The sequence below is a fragment of the Streptacidiphilus anmyonensis genome (assembly GCF_000787855.1).
GTDB lineage: Bacteria > Actinomycetota > Actinomycetes > Streptomycetales > Streptomycetaceae > Streptacidiphilus > Streptacidiphilus anmyonensis.
Genome location: NZ_BBPQ01000013.1, coordinates 65,520 through 81,852, shown reverse-complemented (window position 1 = coordinate 81,852; position 16,333 = coordinate 65,520). Strand labels below are relative to the sequence as shown.

Below are 16,333 nucleotides of genomic sequence, written 5' to 3'. Positions count from 1 at the left end.
TGCCGTCCGCACCCGTCCTGGGATGGCGCCTGTCGAGCCCCCCGCCTCTCGCATGCTCCCATCAAGATCGAATCTACTGGCTCGGGTAGGGCTGTTGCGACTAGTTCACCATCAGACGCTATGTCGACATGGCAATTTGGCGTGAAGCATTCGATCTCGAAGCGTGGCACCCATCACCCCGTCAGGGAAGGGGGCATGTCGCGCTGTGGCCAGTTGTGGCGCGGTTCCAACGCAGTTGACGAGTGCGCGGAAACCCGGCGGAAGGGCCTGGGCTGGGCATATGGCCAACCACGACCATGTGTCCTGAAGTTGACCGAAAAGAGGCGTCCTGGAGCGCAGGGGGCGCACGGACCGCGCACATTTCCTCCCGCACTCCACCTTGAGCCGGTCCGCGCGACCTCACGAACTTCACGCCGGCCGGATCGGGTCGGAGGCGCCATCGCTCCCAGTGAGGGGAGTTGGGAGGCCTTGGGATACGGTCTCGGCCACCCGGTCAGGGGGCGTCAGGCTCTATGGTGAACGGATGGGAGTCGAACTCGCGGTCGGCAATGCCGCAAGCCACTGGACGGCCATGGCGCGGGCACGTGGCTGGGCGTGGGTCGACGGCCCGGGCTTCCTCGCGGTGCGGTCGGACAGCGCCCACCGCGTGCTGCTGGCGGCCCAGCCGGTCGTGGACGCGGCGGCGCTGCGACGCGACCTGCTGGCGGTGTTCCGGGAGTGGGACTCGCGGCAGCTCTGCCTGGAGGACCCGACGCAGTCCCTGGACTTCACCGATCTCGGGTTCGAAGCAGCCCTGACCATGCCGATGATGGTGCGTGATCCGGGCGCGCCGGAGACGCCGAGCCTTCGTCGGCGCCCCGCAGTCCCGGTCGACACCACGGCCGGTGGAACGCAGGCATCCGGCGGGGAGCACGCCTCCGGCGGGCAGCACGTCTCCGGGGGTGAGGTGTCCGGGGACGGCCTGTCCGTCGGGGAGGCGCTGGACGAGGAGGATCACGCCGCGGTCGAGCGCGTGGTGGTGGAGGGCTTCCCGATACTCCAGCGGCTGCCGTGGCGCCGCGGCCAGCAGTTTCCGGCCGACGCCGTGGTGCCGGGGCAGCGGAGCTGGCTCGCGCGTGTGGACGGGCGCCCGGCGGCGGCGTGCGTGACGCACGACGACGGCGTCGCGGTGGGGTTCTACTGGGTGGCCACCCTGCCCGACTTCCGCTCGCGCGGGGCCGGGCGGGCGGTGATGCGCGCGGGACTGGCCGCGCACCCGGACCGCCCTGCCACGTTGACGGCCACGCTGCTCGGAGAGCCTCTCTATCGCCGTCTCGGCTTCACCGAGCGCGGCCTCGCGCGCTGGTGGCAGTTCCCGGCCACGCCCGTCGAACTGCGCCGCTGACCCGCCTCCGCGGCTCGAGACCTCCTCGGGCCGGTCCCGCTCCCGGTCCCGGTCGTCCGCCTGTCCCGGTCCGCGTCAGGCGAACAGCGGGGCGTTCAGCACCTCGTCCACGGCCTCCGGGATGCCGGTCGCGGTGATCGTGGGCCGGTAGTCCAGCTCGGGCCAGGGGCGTCCGTGGTTCAGCCATACGCTGCGCAGGCCGGCCACGGCCGCGCCCGCGATGTCGGCGGGGGCGTGGTCGCCGACCATCCAGGTGGTGCGGGTCCAGTCCCCGTCGTCCAGGGCGCCGGAGAGGCCTGCGACCTCCGTGAGGCCCGCGACGTCCGTGAGGTCCTTGAGACCCGGGAGATCGGAGGGTCGGTACGCGCCCGCCGAGGTGCCGCGTCTGCAACGGTCCGCCGCAAGCTGGAAGATCAGCGGATCGGGCTTCTCGCAGTTGGCCTCCTCGGAGATGATCCAGCCGTCCACGAGGTCGTCCAGACCGGTCCGTTCGATCTTCGCCTGCTGCTGCTTGGTCGAGCCGTTGCTGACGATGCCCAGCGTCCATCCGGCCGCCCGTGCCTTCCGCAGGGCCGCGCGGTGCTCCTCGGGGCAGTCGATCAGCTCGATCATGGTCTCGGCGTAGTCGTCGAGCAGCTTCTCCAGTGAGACGTGCAGGCCGTAGCGGGAGACCGTCGCCCGCAGCAGGGCCTCGCGGGGGAAGTACCCGCCGCAGTCCAGGGTGGACAACCAGCCGAGATCCTCCAGAGGGAGCGCCCGTGCCCGGAGGAAGCGCTGCGCCCAGCCACGGAAGGCCTGGTTCCGATCGATGAGGGTGTTGTCAAGATCGAAGAGGAGGAGAGGCGGCATGAGCGCATGGTTTCAGTCTGTTGGCATATGCGACAGGCAGATCGCCAGCTTTTGTCCGAAAGTGAATCGGGCTTGAGGGCGACCTGACCGCGTCTGCACCGTTGCACATGGCCCGGCGCTCAGGCATGCTCCATGCACGCCCCGGGCGTGCGCATCCTCCGTTCGCGGGAACTGCGCGCCCTGTGCGCTCCGCATCTGGGCGCGGACACAATGTCGCCGTACCCTTGAGGGAAGGGGAAAACCGGCCGCCCCTCGGCCCACCTCGCCAAGACTGCCGCCTCCTTCCCCGCCTCCGCCCCGCGCACCACATCTCGTATCCCACCTCGCGAAACGTCCTCAAGCCATGGCCGGTTACGAGCACCGAGAGCCCCGCGACCCCAAGCAGACGACGGGACCCCAGCTGCCGATGCCCAGTTTTGAAGTCAAGTCACAACGGGTTCGCCCTTGCGACCCGGCGTTCCTCCACGGTGTCGTGGTTGGCTTCGACGGTTCCGTGTCGAGCGAGCGGGCGCTCGCCTACGCGGTCGGCATGGCACGGCGGTCAGGTTCCGGACTGGTACTGGTCCACGTGGCCAACAGACTTCCGGCGACGGTATGGGCCGGCTGCGAGCCGCCGGTCTTCGTCGATGTGCCGGACCACCGCACCGAGGTGCTGGGCCTGGAGTTGGCCTGCGCCGACTACCTGACCGACGTCCCCTGGGTGCTGGTCGAGCGCGGCGGCGACATCTGCCACGAGCTCGAAGAGGTCGCCAAGGAGTACGCCGCGGACGCGATCGTCGTGGGCGGCTCGCACGGCTGGCTCGGGCGCCTGTTCGGCTCCGTCGCCGGACGCCTGGCAAAGCGCGCCAACCGCCCGGTCGTCGTCATCCCCTGAGCCGCCCGGGCGCCTGCCGTTCCGGGCGCCCGCGGTCCGGGGCGCCCGCGAGCCGCCTAGGAGTTCCCGGCGGCTCGGGGCACGGGGCACCCGCGAGCCGCCCGAGCCCGCCCAGGCGGCCCCAGCCGCCCGGTAGCCCGACGTGGTCGTCAGGCGGGCATGCCGAGCTCGCGCGAGATCAGCATGCGCTGCACCTCCGAGGTGCCCTCGCCGATCTCGAGGATCTTGCAGTCCCGCCAGAAGCGGGCCACCGGGAACTCGTTCATGAAGCCGTAGCCGCCGTGGATCTGCGTGGCCTCGCGCGCGTTGTCGACGGCCGCCTCGGAGGAGTACAGCTTGGCGATCGCCGCCTCCTTCTTGAACGGCTCGCCGGCCACCATCCTGCTGGCCGCGTGGTACCAGGCGAGACGGGCCATGTGCGCCCGCGTCTCCATGTCCGCGACCTTGAACTGGATCGCCTGGTTGGCGCCGATCGGACGGCCGAAGGCGTGCCGTTCGGCGGCGTAGCGAACCGACTCGTCGACGCAGCCCTGGGCCAGACCGGTGGCCAGGGCGGCGATGGCGATGCGTCCCTCGTCGAGGATCCGCAGGAACTGGGCGTAGCCGCGGCCCAGCTCACCGACCAGGTTGGCCGCCGGGACGCGGCAGTCGGTGAAGGAGAGCTCCCTGGTGTCCGAGGCGTTCCAGCCGACCTTCGAGTACTTCTTGGAGACCGTGAAGCCCGGGGTCCCCGTGGGGACGATGATGCTGGAGATCGAGCGCGTGGGCGAGGCATGGCCCGAATCGTCGCTCGAATCGGTGAGTGCCGTGACCGTCACCAGGCCCGTGATGTCGGTGCCGGAGTTGGTGATGAAGCACTTCGTGCCGTTGATCACCCACTCGTCGGTCGCCTTGTCGTACCGGGCCGTGGTGCGGGTCGCGCCCGCGTCGGAGCCGCCCTCCGGCTCGGTGAGGCCGAACGCGCCGAGCATCTCGCCGGAGCAGAGCTTCGGCAGCCAGGTGCGCTTCTGCTCCTCCGTGCCGAAGAGGTAGATCGGCATGGCGCCGAGTGAGACCGCGGCCTCCAGGGTGATCGCCACGGAGGAGTCGACCCGCGCCAGCTCCTCCAGGGCCAGGCCCAGGGTGAAGTAGTCGCCGCCCATGCCCCCGTACTCCTCCGGGAAGGGCAGGCCGAACAGGCCCATCCGGCCCATCTCGCGGACGATCTCGTAGGGGAACTCCTCGTGCTCGTAGAACTCGCCGATCTTCGGCGCGACCACGTCGCGGGCGAACTCCCGGACAGTGCGGCGCAGTTCCTCGTGCTCTGGCTCGAGGCGGTGGTCCAGCATGGTGGTCTCCTGAGGGTGGGGAGGCGGAAGAAGGGAAACGGGCAGCCGCCGTGCGGCCTTGTGGGCGTCTGCGACGGCCGTCCGGTGGTGGTTCAGGGGTGCTGTGCAGTTGTGTGAGGCAGTTGTGTGAGCGCCTGTCCGCTCGTCGGTCGCCGCGCCCGGTCAGCTCGATCCGACGAGGGCGCGCACGGCCCGGGACGGGCTCGGCCGACCGAGGTGTCCGGCGAGCCACTGGCTGGTCGCGGCCAGCGCGGCGAGGTCCACGCCGGTCTCGATGCCGAGGCCGTCGAGCATCCAGACCAGGTCCTCGGTGGCGAGGTTTCCGGTGGCGCTCTTGGCGTAGGGGCACCCGCCCAGTCCGCCGGCGGAGGCGTCCACCACGGAGACTCCGCAGCGCAGCGCCGCGAGCGTGTTCGCGAGCGCCTGGCCGTAGGTGTCGTGGAAGTGGACGGCGAGCCTCTCCGGGCCGACTCCGGCCGCGGCGAACGCGCCGAGCAGCGCCTCCACCTGACCGGGCGTGCCGGTGCCGATGGTGTCGCCGAGGCTCAGTTCGGCGCAGCCGAGGTCGAGCAGCGCCTTGCCGACCGCCACGACCTGCTCGGTCGCGACGGGGCCCTCCCACGGGTCCCCGAAGCACATGGAGAGGTATCCGCGGACCCTCACCTCGGCCTCGGCGGCCCGGTGGACGACGGGGGCGAACATCTCCAGCGACTCGGCGACGGTCCGGTTGAGGTTCCGCGCGGCGAAGGTCTCGGTGGCGCTGCCGAACACGGCGATCTCGGTGGCGCCCAGGTCCAGTGCGCGGTCCAGCCCGCGCTCGTTGGGCACCAGGACCGGGAGCCGCAGCCCCGGGTACTGCTGCGGCAACGTCGAGACCTTCGGGAAGAGTTCCTCGGCGTCCGCCAACTGGGGGACCCACTTGGGGTGGACGAAGCTGGTCGCCTCGACGGTGGTCAGGCCCGCCTGGGCGAGCCGGGCGATGAACTCCGCCTTGACCTCGACCGGCAGTGCGACGGACTCGTTCTGCAGCCCGTCGCGGGGGCCGACCTCGTGGATCCGGACGCGCTGCGGCAGCCCGTCCGCGCGCACGGCCATCGGCAGGCCGAGCTCCAGCACCGTCGGCTCGTGCGGCGTCTGCTGCCCGGCGCGGTCGGTCTGATCGGTCATCACCACTCCTCAGGATTCCGCGGTCTCGTCGGTCGGGGCGGAGGCGGGAGTGATCACCGCGAGCAGGTCGTCCATGGCCACCGTGCCACCCGGGACGACCTTGAGCTGGGCGACCGTGCCGTCGTGCGGCGCGGTGATGACGTGCTCCATCTTCATCGCCTCCAGCACCAGCACGGCCTGACCACGCTTCACCGTCTCGCCGACGGAGGCCTTGACCAGGGTCACGGTGCCCGGCATCGGCGCGGTGAGGGAACCGCCGTGGGCTCCGGCCCCGCCGAGCGCGAGTTCGGCGAGCGGGTCGTGGACGTGGCAGGCCCAGCTGTCGCCGTCACGGGAGAGCCAGACGGTGCCGTCGCCGTGCTCGGCCCCCTCCACCCCGCAGGCGAAGCCGCGGGTCACGCCGTCGACGGTGACGGCCAGGCGGCCCGCGCCGTCCGCCAGTTGGGTGCGGGCCTCGGCCCGCAGGATCTCGCCGTCGCCGATCCTGACCTCGAACGCGCCCCGGTTAGCGCCGTTGTCCCTGCCCTGCGGGGCGCCGTGCTCCGCGCCGCGCAGCGGGCGGACCAGCACCAGCTCCGGCTCGGAGCCCGGAAGCCGCAGGTGGTGCCTGGTCCACGCGGGCGTGCCGCCGATCCGCCAGCCGCTGGGCCGGGCGAACGGGTCGGTCCAGCCCGACCCGTCGGCGGCCGGGGCGGGTGCGAGGGCCAGCTGGCGCAGCAGCGCGGCGGCCAGCAGCGGGAGGTTTTCCACAGGCTGCGCGCTGCCGGCTTGGCCGGTGTCGCCGGTCGGGACTAGCGTCAGCTCCGGGTGGCGCTCGACCAGACCGGTGTCGAGGCGCCCCGCGACGACGTCGGGATGAGAGATGAGCCGGCGCAGGTAGCCGGCGTTGGTGACGACCCCGAGGACGACCGTCTCCGCAAGGGCGGCGCGCAGCCTGCGCAGGGCGGTGTCCCGGTCGGGGCCGTAGGCGATGACCTTGGACACCATCGGGTCGTAGGTGCTGCCGACGACCAGCCCGGGGGCCAGTCCGGAATCCACCCGGACCCCCTCCCCTTCGGGTTCCTGGAGCAGCAGGACCTGTCCTCCCGAGGGCAGGAACCCGCGGCTCGGGTCCTCGGCGCAGATCCGCGCCTCGATGGCGTGTCCCGTGAGAGTGACGTCGGCCTGGGCGAACGGGAGCACTTCGCCCGCGGCCACGCGGAGTTGCCACTCCACCAGGTCCAGGCCGGTGACCAGCTCGGTCACCGGGTGCTCCACCTGGAGCCTGGTGTTCATCTCCATGAAGAAATGAGAGGAGGGATCGGCCCCTGGCACGATGAACTCGACGGTGCCTGCGCCCGTGTAGCCGCAGGACTTCGCCGCACGCACGGCGGCCGCACCCATCTCGGCGCGCGTGGTCTCGTCGAGGAGCACGGAGGGGGCTTCCTCGATCAGCTTCTGGTGGCGCCGCTGGAGGCTGCACTCACGCTCGCCCAGGTGGACGACGTTGCCGTGCGCGTCGGCGAGGATCTGGATCTCGATGTGACGGGGGCGGTCGATCCACCGCTCCAGCAGCAGGGTGTCGTCGCCGAACGAGGTGCGGGCCTCGCGCCTCGCGGCGGCGATCTCCTCGGCCAGCCGGTCCGCCTCACGGACCAGGCGCATCCCCTTGCCGCCGCCGCCGGCGGACGGCTTGAGCAGGACCGGGAAGCCGATCTCGGCCGCGGCCGCGATCAGGGCGGCGTCGTCGAGGTCGTCGCCACTGCTGCCCGGGACGACCGGGACAGCGGCGGCCTTGACAGCCTCCTTGGCGTTGATCTTGTCGCCCATGAGCTCGATCGCCTCGGCGGGCGGGCCGATGAAGACCAGTCCGGCCTCGGCGCAGGCACGGGCGAAGCCGGTGTTCTCCGCGAGGAAGCCGTAGCCGGGGTGGACGGCCTCGGCCCCGGCGCGCTTGGCGGCGGCGACCAGTTCGGCGCCGTCGAGGTAGCTGTCGATCAGGACGGCGGTGTCCGCGGCGAGGACGTGCGGCGCGGCGGCGTCGGCGGCGCTGTGCACGGCGACGGAGCGGACACCGAGCCGCTTCAGCGTGCGGATGACCCGGACCGCGATCTCGCCGCGGTTGGCCACCAGAACACTTTCGAACATAGGCACTGGAGGTGACCTCTCGTCATGTCACATGCGGAAGACGCCGTAGGGGCGCGGCTCGGGCAGGGGCGCGTTGGCGCAGGCGCTGAGCGCCAGGCCGAGGACGGTGCGGGTGTCCAGGGGGTCGATCACTCCGTCGTCCCACAGGCGGGCCGTCGCGTAGTAGGCGTTGCCCTGGCGCTCGTACTGCTCGCGCACCGGGCGGCGGAACTCCTCCTCCGCCTCGGCCGGCCACTCCTCGCCGCGGGCGTCCATCTGGTCGCGACGCACCGTCGCGAGCACCGAGGCGGCCTGCTCGCCGCCCATGACGGAGATCTTGGCGTTCGGCCACATCCACAGGAAGCGAGGGGAGTAGGCCCGCCCGCACATCGAGTAGTTGCCCGCGCCGTAGGAGCCGCCGATGACCACCGTCAGCTTCGGCACCCGGGTGGTGGCCACGGCCGTCACCATCTTGGCGCCGTGCTTGGCGATGCCGCCGGCCTCGTACTTCTGGCCGACCATGAAGCCCGAGATGTTCTGCAGGAAGAGCAGCGGGATGCCGCGCTGGTCGCAGAGCTCGATGAAGTGCGCGCCCTTGAGGGCGGACTCGGCGAAGAGGATGCCGTTGTTGGCGACGATCCCGACGGGGTGGCCCTGGATCCGGGCGAAGCCGGTGACCAGGGTCGGGCCGTACTCGGCCTTGAACTCGGCGAATCGGCTGCCGTCGACGATGCGGGCGATGACCTCGCGCACGTCGTAGGGGGTGCGCGAGTCCACGGGCACGGCGCCGTAGAGGCCGGCCGGGTCGACGGCGGGTTCCTCGGACGGCTCGACGGTCCACGGGCGAGGGGCTCGGGGGCCGAGCTCGCCGACGATCGTGCGCAGGATGGAGAGCGCGTGGCCGTCGTTCTCCGCCAGGTGGTCGGTGACGCCGGAGGTCTTGGAGTGCAGCTCGCCGCCGCCCAGCTCCTCGGCGGTGACGACCTCGCCGGTGGCGGCCTTCACCAGCGGCGGCCCGCCCAGGAAGATCGTCCCCTGGTTCCGGACGATGACGGCCTGGTCGCTCATGGCCGGCACGTAGGCGCCGCCCGCGGTGCAGGAGCCGAGCACGGCGGCCAGCTGGGGGATGCCGGCGGCCGAGAGGCGGGCCTGGTTGTAGAAGATCCGGCCGAAGTGGTCCCGGTCGGGGAAGACCTCGTCCTGCATCGGCAGGAACGCGCCACCCGAGTCGACGAGATAGACGCAGGGCAGCCGGTTGTCGAGGGCGACCTCCTGCGCGCGCAGGTGCTTCTTGACCGTCATCGGGTAATAGGTGCCGCCCTTGACGGTCGCGTCGTTGGCGACGACGACCACCTCGCGGCCCGCCACCCGCCCGATACCGGCGATCACGCCGGCGGCGGGGGCGTCCCCGCCGTAGAGGCCGTCGGCCGCCAGCGGCGCGAGCTCGAGGAACGGTGAGCCGGCGTCGAGCAGTGTGTCGACGCGGTCGCGCGGCAGCAGCTTGCCGCGGGAGGTGTGGCGCTCGCGAGCGCGTGCTCCGCCGCCCGCCGCGGCCGCGGCCAGTTTGGTCCGCAGTTCGTCGGCCAGGGCCTGGTGTCCCTCGGTGTTGCTCCGGTAGGAGGCCGAGGTGGGATCCACCGTGCTGTCCAGCCGCGGAGCGGCGGCCCGGGCCTGTGGGCTCGGGGGAAAGCCGGTGGGGAGTGGAGCGGGTGCCATCGCCGAGAGCTCCTTTGCTCCTGTGAACGAGCGTTAACTTATACGGCTCAGGTTAACGCCGCCTAACAGGTCTGTCTACGATGGCCTGATGGTCAAGCCTTCGAGTCCCTCCGGCGCGGCGGCCGGAGCGTCGACCGGTGCCGGTTCTGCCGCCTCCATGGGTTCCACCACCGTCGCGCCGGAGAACCCGAGGCGGGCACAGATCCGCCGGGAGGCCGCTCGTCTCTTCGCCGAGCGCGGCTTCCTCGGCGTGGGCGTGGACGAGATCGGCCGGGCGGTCGGCATCAGCGGGCCCGGCCTGTACCGGCACTTCGCCGGGAAGGACGCGATGCTGGCGGACCTGCTGATCGGCATCAGCGGGCGACTGCTGGAGCAGGGCCGGCGGCGGGTCGACGCCTCCGCCGATCCGCGCGAGGCCCTGGAGTCGCTGCTCCAGTGCCACATCGACTTCGCCCTCGACGAGAGCGCGTTGATCACCCTGCACGACCGGGAACTGCTCAACCTGCCGGACAAGGAGCGCCGCCAGGTGCGCAGTCTGCAGCGCCAGTACGTGGAGCTGTGGGTCGGCGTCGCCCGCGACGTCTTTCCCGGGCTCGGGGACGAGGCGCGTCCGGCCGTCCACGCGGTGTTCGGGCTGCTGAACTCCACCCCGCACAGTGCCGCCGCCGGCCCCTCTGTCGCGGGTCACCCGGACGGGCGTGCGGCGATGGCGGGGCTGCTGCACCGCCTCGCCCTCGGCGCCCTGGGCGCGGCGGCCACGCCCGCCGAGCGGTAGCGGCCCCGCCCCTGGCCCCGCCCTTCAGGCGGGCCTTCGCGGGACCGTCTCCGTCCGAGGTCCTACGACCATCGCGGAGCCCTGACCGCGACCGTCGCCCGGTGCGCGACGGGAACACCCGGCGGCAGTCTGGTGCTGTGCCCAGAGGGCATCATCCGGCGCACGGGAGGACGCACGATGGCGAACAAGGACCTGCTGGATCTCGTCGCACGCTCGCAGACCGGTGCGGTGGTCACCCTCAAGCGGGACGGTCGGCCGCAGCTCTCCAATGTCAGCATCACCTTCGATCCCGACGCGGAGCTGATCCGGTTCTCCACCACCGCGGACCGGGCGAAGGTGGCCAACCTGCGGCGCGACGCCCGGGTGAGTGTCTACGTCACCCGGCCCGACTTCGGCGGTTACGCCGTCGTCGAGGGCACGGCCCAGCTCGGCCCGGTCGCGGCTGGTCCCGCCGACGCGGCCGTCGACGAGCTGGTCGAGGTCTACCGGCGGATCGCGGGTGAGCATCCGGACTGGGACGAGTACCGGGCGGCCATGGTGGCCGACCGGCGGCTCGTGGTGCGCATCCCGGTCGAGCGGGTCTACGGCTGGGGTGGCTGGTGATTCGAGCCGGGGCGGGTAAGCCCCTAAAGCGACATGGACAGCTGACCGACGAGAAGATTAGTATCGCTAAATATGTCTCAGGCTCATAAGTCTCCAGGGGAAGTCGAAGCCCCCTCCACCGGTCCGGACACCGAGCGCCGGTCCGGTTGGGTGCGTCGGCTGAGCGGGTATGCCTGGCGCTACCGCACCAACGTCCTGCTGTCGTTCGGCGCCTCGCTGCTCGGCATGGCGATCAGCGCCCTCGTGCCGCTGATCCCGCGCCACATCATCGACGACGTCATCACCACCCACCGCAGCTCGCTCGCCCCCTGGGCGATCGCGCTGGTCGCCGCCGCGGTCGCGGTCTTCCTGCTCACCATGGTCCGCCGCTACTGGGGTGGACGCCTGGCCATGGACGTCCAGCACGACATGCGCCAGGACCTGTTCGACTCACTGACCCGGCTCGACGGCGTCAAGCAGGACGGACTCGACACCGGGCAGGTCGTCGGCCGGGCCACCTCGGACCTGCAGATGATCGTCGGGTTGCTCAGCATGCTGCCGATGATGACCGGCAACGTGCTGATGTTCCTGCTCTCCATCGTGGTGATGTTCTTCCTGTCGCCGCTGCTGACCCTGATCGCGCTGGCCATGGCCCCGGCCCTGTGGTACTTCGCGTCGCTCAGCCGCAGGCGGCTCTTCCCCGCGACCTGGTCCGCCCAGCAGGAGGCCGGCCGGGTGGCCGGCGTCGTGGACGGGGCGGTCTCCGGCGTCCGCGTCGTCAAGGGCTTCGGCCAGGAGGAGCAGGAGCTGGGCCGTCTCGAGTCCGCCAGCCGGCGCCTCTACGCCAGGCGCCTGCGCGGCGTGCGGCTCAGCGCCCGCTACAGCCCGGCGATGCAGGCCATCCCCGCCCTGGCCCAGGTCGCGGTGCTGGCCCTGGGCGGCTGGCTGGCCGTGCGCGGCCAGGTGACGCTCGGTACCTTCGTCGCCTTCTCCACCTACGTCGCGCAGATGACCGGCCCGGTCCGGATGCTCACCATGCTGCTCACGGTCGGCCAGCAGGCGCGCGCCAGCGTGGAGCGCGTCCTGCAGCTGATCGACGAGCGACCGGTGATCAAGGAGCGCGACTCCGCGATCGACCTCGATCCGGAGGAGCTGGACGAGTTCGCGGAGCTCGACGGCGTGCCCGCCGTCTCCTTCGAGGACGTCGACTTCGCCTACGCCTCCTCGCCCGAACCGGTGCTGCGCGGGCTGAACCTCAGCGTGCGGGCCGGTGAGACGGTCGCCCTCGTCGGCGCCTCGGGCTCCGGCAAGTCCACGGTCGGGATGCTCGTACCGCGCTTCTACGACGCGACCAGCGGAACGGTCCGCGTCCACGGCCACGATGTGCGGGACCTCACGATGCGCTCGCTGCGTGCCGCGATCGGCATGGTGCCGGAGGACAGCTTCCTCTTCTCGGAGTCCGTGCGCACGAACATCGCCTACGGCCGCCCCGACGCGACGGACGAGGACGTGGTCGCCGCCGCCCGGGCCGCGCAGGCGGACGGCTTCATACGCGAGCTGCCCGACGGATACGACACCGTGGTCGGCGAGCAGGGACTGACCCTCTCCGGCGGTCAGCGTCAGCGCGTCGCCCTCGCCCGCGCCATCCTGGCCGACCCGCACATCCTGCTGCTCGACGACGCGACCTCCGCCGTCGACGCGCAGGTGGAGGCGGAGATCCACGACGCGCTGCGCACGGTGATGGCCGGCCGCACGACGCTGCTGGTCGCACACCGCCGCTCGACGCTTCAGCTGGCCGACCGCATCGGCGTGCTGGACCAGGGGCGTCTCGTCGACCTCGGCACCCATGAGGAGCTCGACGCCCGCTGCCCGCTCTACCGCTCGCTGCTGACCGACCCGGACGCCATGGCGGCCGACATCCGCCAGGCCGATCCGGCGGCCCAGATCCTCACCGACTCGCTGCTGGCCGCCGAGCTGGCCGACGACGAGCTGACCGATGTCCGACCGGCCGACGCCGTGCTGATGGAGGCCGAGGCGGCGGCTGCGATCGAGCTCGACGCCGAGGAACGTGACACGGCCGGGCTCGACGGGTCTCCGATCGGTGCCGCTCAGATCGACGCCGCTCCGATCGGTGCCGTTCAGCTCGACGGCGCCCGGATCGACGGTGCGCGGATCGACGGTGCGCGGCGCCACGGGCTCGAGGCCGTCGACGGGGCGCAGGTCGCCGTCCGCGTCGGCGGCGTCACGCCGGAGCTGTGGGACCGGGAACGCTACCCCGAGCCCGACCCGGATGCGCCGGTGACCGCCAACCGGCCCGGCGCGGGTGGCGGCCACATGGGCGGACCCGGCGGCGTGCACGCGGCGATGGGCGCCATGGCCGCCACACCCGACCTCCTGGCCAAGGTCGCAGCGCTGCCACCGGCCGACGAGACCCCGGCGATCGCCCTGGACGAGGCCCGCAGGCCCGACCCGGCGTTCAACGTGCGCCGGATGCTGGCACCGTTCCGGGGGCCGCTGCTGCTGGCTCTGCTTCTGGTGACGCTGGACGCGCTCGCCTCGCTGGTGCTGCCGATCCTGATCCGCCGCGGCATCGACGACGGCGTCAGCAAGGGGGCGGCCGGCGCCGTCGGGCTCGTCTCGCTGATCGCGCTCGCGGTCGTCCTCGTCGACTGGGGGGTGCAGACCGCCGAGACGCAGGTCAGCGGACGCACCGGTGAGCGTGTGCTGTACGGGCTGCGCGTGAAGATCTTCGCCCACCTGCAGCGACTCGGTCTCGACTACTACGAGCGCGAGCTCGGCGGCCGGATCATGACGCGCATGACGACGGACGTCGACGCGCTGACCTCGTTCCTGCAGACGGGCGTCGTCACCGCCGTGGTCAGCCTGCTCACGTTCGCGGGCATCTTCGTGGTGCTCCTGGTCCTCGACGCGGGGCTCGCGCTCTACGTCTTCGCCGTGCTGCCGATCCTGATCGTGGCCACCCTGGTCTTCCGCGCGAAGTCGTCGAAGATCTACCAGCTCGGCCGGGAGAAGGTCAGCACGGTCAACGCCGACCTGCAGGAGAACGTCGCGGGCATGCGGATCGTCCAGGCGTTCCGGCGCGAGGACCACAACCGTGCGCGCTTCGCCGAGCGCAGCGACGACTACCGGCGCACCCGCGTCCGGGCGCAGCTGTACATTTCGCTCTACTTCCCGTTCGTACAGATGCTCTCCAGCGTGGCGGCGGCCCTGGTGCTGATCGTCGGCGCGAACCGGGTCAACGCCGGAACCCTGACCACCGGTGCGCTGGTGGCCTACCTGCTCTACATCGACCTGTTCTTCTCGCCGGTGCAGCAGCTCTCGCAGGTGTTCGACGGATACCAGCAGGCCGCCGTCGGCCTCAGCCGGATCCGCGAACTGCTGCGCACCCCGACCTCCACACCGCAGGCGGCGCAGCCGGAGGCCGTGGGGCGCCTGACGGGTGACATCCACTTCGACGACGTGCGCTTCGCCTACAACGCCCTCGGGGCCGACGCCACCCTGGCCGACCCGACGGCGCCCGCGTCCGGCAGGACGCCCGCGCGCAAGCCCGAGGCGATCACCGGCGTGGAGCTGCGCATCCCGGCCGGTCAGACCGTCGCGCTCGTGGGCGAGACAGGCGCGGGCAAGTCCACGCTGGTCAAGCTGCTGGCCCGGTTCTACGACGTCACCGGGGGCGCGGTGCGCGTGGACGGCCGGGACGTACGCGAGCTGGACCTGGCCGGCTTCCGGCACCGCCTGGGCGTCGTCCCGCAGGAGGCCTACCTCTTCGCGGGCACGATCCGTGACGCCATCGCCTACGGCCGCCCGGACGCGAGCGACGCCGAGGTCGAGGCGGCGGCGCGTGCGGTCGGCGCGCACGAGATGATCGCCCGGCTCGACGGCGGCTACCTCTACCGGGTCAGCGAGCGGGGTCGGAACCTGTCGGCCGGCCAGCGCCAGCTGATCGCCCTCGCCCGCGCCGAACTGGTCGACCCGGACCTGCTGCTGCTCGACGAGGCGACCGCGGCGCTGGATCTGGCCACCGAGGCCGCGGTCAACCGCGCCGCGGACCGCCTGACCCGGCACGGCGGCAAGCGCCGCACCACCGTGGTCATCGCCCACCGCCTCAGCACGGCGGCCCGCGCCGACCGCGTGGTGGTCATGGACCACGGCCGCGTCGTCGAGGACGGCACCCACGCCGACCTCCTCGCCGCGGACGGCGCCTACGCCCGCCTGTGGCGCGCGTTCGTGGGGGAGGAGCAGACGGCCAAGGTCGGTTAGCTCCCACCGGATCCACTGCGCCGACCGCACCGCACCGCACCGCATCGCACCGCAGCGCGGGACAGCGCCCGTCTTCTGCCGACCCGTCGATCCGTTGGCAGAAGACGGGCGCTGTCGCATGCGGAGCGGCGCTGTCGGCGCCGTCACTCCGGCAGTTGCAGAACCTCGATGCGGCGGCGGCCGGTTCCGGCGGGCGGTGCGGCGAACGGGCCGTCACCGGAGCGGGGCGGGATCACCTTCTCCGCGGCGTCGACGCGGGCCGTCACCGCGCGCCACCACAGCGCGAACGGCACGCCGCCGTTCTCCTCCTCGACGCGAAGGCGCGCCGGCTCGTCCCAGACGATGCGGCGGACCGTCCACTCCGCGCGCAGGCGCAGCAGTTCACGGTCGAGGTCCTGCGCGCCTAAGCGGTCGGGGGAGATGAAGTCGGCAGGAGCGGCGGGGGAGTCGCCGTCCCAACGGAACACCGTCAGCTCCACCAGCCCCGGGCTCTCCTCATGGTCGAGCTCGCGCAGCGACCAGCCCCAGACCGGTTCGGTCCCCCGACCGGCGAAGCGGGAACGGATCTCGACCCAACGGCGGGCGGCGGCCTGGGAGTCGAGCCGACGGCGGATCTCGCAGTGGATCGGCCAGTAGCCGGTGGCGGCCGTGCGCACGGCACCGGCGTACTCGGCGAGGGCGGCGTCGAAGGTGGTCTCGGCCTCGCGGGCCGCGCGGCGGCGGACACCGGGGAGCAGCCGGCCTGCGGCCCGCTGGGCTCGGCGTTCCGCGAGGGCGAGCACGCGGGCGGCGTCCGCGACGGCGGCTCGGTAGTCGGCGGCGGCAGCCCGCCAGGCATCCCATTCGACACGGTCGACCGGGATCAGGCCGTCCACGCGATCGGCCTCGGCCGTTCCCGCCTCGGTCAGTGCGAGCAGGCGTGGTTCGTCGACCTCGGCCCCCTTCCGGGCCGGGGTCTCCAGCGGTGCCACCAGCACCCAGAGATCGCCGATCATCCAGCCACCCTGCTTCGACAACCGTCCGTCGCGAGTGAACTACCCACGGACCTCGATCGATAGGCCGCGTCCGGCGACCGTCTCCTACTGCCTCGCCCCGTTTCCGCGTCCGGCGACCGTTTCCCACTGCCTCGCCCCGTTTCCGGGTCCGGGTTGCCGCGCCGGGAAGACGGCCCCGGAACGCGCGCCCGGAGATAAGCCCGGAACGCGCGCCCGGAGACGGTGCGCCGCGGCTGGGCGGGTCCGCGGCACCGGCTCCGCGGACCCGCCCAGCGG

General features: G+C 72.1%; 11 protein-coding genes. 5 read left to right on the top strand and 6 right to left on the bottom strand.

The window, feature by feature from the left end; all coding sequences use genetic code 11:
• Positions 1–523: 523 nt before the first annotated feature.
• Positions 524–1,384, top strand: a complete 861-nt coding sequence (locus TR50_RS15285; protein WP_042420826.1) for a GNAT family N-acetyltransferase — start codon at positions 524–526, stop codon at positions 1,382–1,384.
• A 75-nt stretch (positions 1,385–1,459) separates the two neighbouring features.
• Here the strand turns inward: TR50_RS15285 and TR50_RS15280 are convergent, their stop codons facing one another.
• On the bottom strand, positions 1,460–2,233 hold the full coding sequence (locus TR50_RS15280) for an HAD family hydrolase (protein ID WP_042420824.1): 774 nt from the start codon (positions 2,231–2,233) through the stop codon (positions 1,460–1,462).
• A 343-nt stretch (positions 2,234–2,576) separates the two neighbouring features.
• Between TR50_RS15280 and TR50_RS15275 the strand changes: the two genes are divergently transcribed.
• On the top strand, positions 2,577–3,107 hold the full coding sequence (locus TR50_RS15275) for a universal stress protein (RefSeq protein ID WP_042420822.1): 531 nt from the start codon (positions 2,577–2,579) through the stop codon (positions 3,105–3,107).
• Between the two features lie 149 nt (positions 3,108–3,256).
• On the opposite strand, the gene TR50_RS15270 is transcribed toward TR50_RS15275, so the two are convergent.
• The 4 genes from TR50_RS15270 to TR50_RS15255 all read right to left on the bottom strand — a co-directional run bounded on the left by TR50_RS15270 (position 3,257) and on the right by TR50_RS15255 (position 9,424).
• The gene (locus TR50_RS15270) at positions 3,257–4,432 is read right to left on the bottom strand and encodes an acyl-CoA dehydrogenase family protein (RefSeq protein WP_042420941.1); all 1,176 of its coding nucleotides are present in this window, start codon (positions 4,430–4,432) and stop codon (positions 3,257–3,259) included.
• A 165-nt stretch (positions 4,433–4,597) separates the two neighbouring features.
• The gene (locus TR50_RS15265) at positions 4,598–5,530 is read right to left on the bottom strand and encodes a hydroxymethylglutaryl-CoA lyase (RefSeq protein ID WP_042420939.1); all 933 of its coding nucleotides are present in this window, start codon (positions 5,528–5,530) and stop codon (positions 4,598–4,600) included.
• An 81-nt stretch (positions 5,531–5,611) separates the two neighbouring features.
• On the bottom strand, positions 5,612–7,729 hold the full coding sequence (locus tag TR50_RS15260; RefSeq protein ID WP_042420821.1) for an acetyl/propionyl/methylcrotonyl-CoA carboxylase subunit alpha: 2,118 nt from the start codon (positions 7,727–7,729) through the stop codon (positions 5,612–5,614).
• Between the two features lie 27 nt (positions 7,730–7,756).
• The gene (locus TR50_RS15255; protein ID WP_042420816.1) at positions 7,757–9,424 is read right to left on the bottom strand and encodes a carboxyl transferase domain-containing protein; all 1,668 of its coding nucleotides are present in this window, start codon (positions 9,422–9,424) and stop codon (positions 7,757–7,759) included.
• A gap of 157 nt (positions 9,425–9,581) precedes the next feature.
• Between TR50_RS15255 and TR50_RS15250 the strand changes: the two genes are divergently transcribed.
• The 3 genes from TR50_RS15250 to TR50_RS15240 all read left to right on the top strand — a co-directional run bounded on the left by TR50_RS15250 (position 9,582) and on the right by TR50_RS15240 (position 15,062).
• The gene (locus TR50_RS15250) at positions 9,582–10,199 is read left to right on the top strand and encodes an SACE_7040 family transcriptional regulator (protein WP_042420814.1); all 618 of its coding nucleotides are present in this window, start codon (positions 9,582–9,584) and stop codon (positions 10,197–10,199) included.
• A 177-nt stretch (positions 10,200–10,376) separates the two neighbouring features.
• Positions 10,377–10,802 carry a PPOX class F420-dependent oxidoreductase gene (locus TR50_RS15245; RefSeq protein WP_042420812.1) on the top strand — a complete coding sequence of 142 codons (426 nt, stop codon included), beginning with the start codon at positions 10,377–10,379 and terminating at the stop codon, positions 10,800–10,802.
• A 72-nt stretch (positions 10,803–10,874) separates the two neighbouring features.
• Positions 10,875–15,062, top strand: a complete 4,188-nt coding sequence (locus TR50_RS15240) for an ABC transporter ATP-binding protein (RefSeq protein ID WP_042420810.1) — start codon at positions 10,875–10,877, stop codon at positions 15,060–15,062.
• Positions 15,063–15,205: 143 nt separating this feature from the next.
• On the opposite strand, the gene TR50_RS15235 is transcribed toward TR50_RS15240, so the two are convergent.
• Complete coding sequence (locus tag TR50_RS15235; protein ID WP_042420808.1) at positions 15,206–16,057, bottom strand: hypothetical protein; 852 nt, start codon at positions 16,055–16,057, stop codon at positions 15,206–15,208.
• Positions 16,058–16,333 lie beyond the last annotated feature (276 nt).

Coding starts and splice junctions, on each gene's coding strand:
- TR50_RS15255 (WP_042420816.1), bottom strand. CDS start 9,424: ATGGCACCCGCTCCACTCCCCACCGGCTTTCCCCCGAGCCCACAGGCC.
- TR50_RS15240 (WP_042420810.1), top strand. CDS start 10,875: ATGTCTCAGGCTCATAAGTCTCCAGGGGAAGTCGAAGCCCCCTCCACC.
- TR50_RS15250 (WP_042420814.1), top strand. CDS start 9,582: ATGGGTTCCACCACCGTCGCGCCGGAGAACCCGAGGCGGGCACAGATC.
- TR50_RS15280 (WP_042420824.1), bottom strand. CDS start 2,233: ATGCCGCCTCTCCTCCTCTTCGATCTTGACAACACCCTCATCGATCGG.
- TR50_RS15245 (WP_042420812.1), top strand. CDS start 10,377: ATGGCGAACAAGGACCTGCTGGATCTCGTCGCACGCTCGCAGACCGGT.
- TR50_RS15275 (WP_042420822.1), top strand. CDS start 2,577: ATGGCCGGTTACGAGCACCGAGAGCCCCGCGACCCCAAGCAGACGACG.
- TR50_RS15285 (WP_042420826.1), top strand. CDS start 524: ATGGGAGTCGAACTCGCGGTCGGCAATGCCGCAAGCCACTGGACGGCC.
- TR50_RS15235 (WP_042420808.1), bottom strand. CDS start 16,057: ATGATCGGCGATCTCTGGGTGCTGGTGGCACCGCTGGAGACCCCGGCC.
- TR50_RS15260 (WP_042420821.1), bottom strand. CDS start 7,729: ATGTTCGAAAGTGTTCTGGTGGCCAACCGCGGCGAGATCGCGGTCCGG.
- TR50_RS15265 (WP_042420939.1), bottom strand. CDS start 5,530: ATGGCCGTGCGCGCGGACGGGCTGCCGCAGCGCGTCCGGATCCACGAG.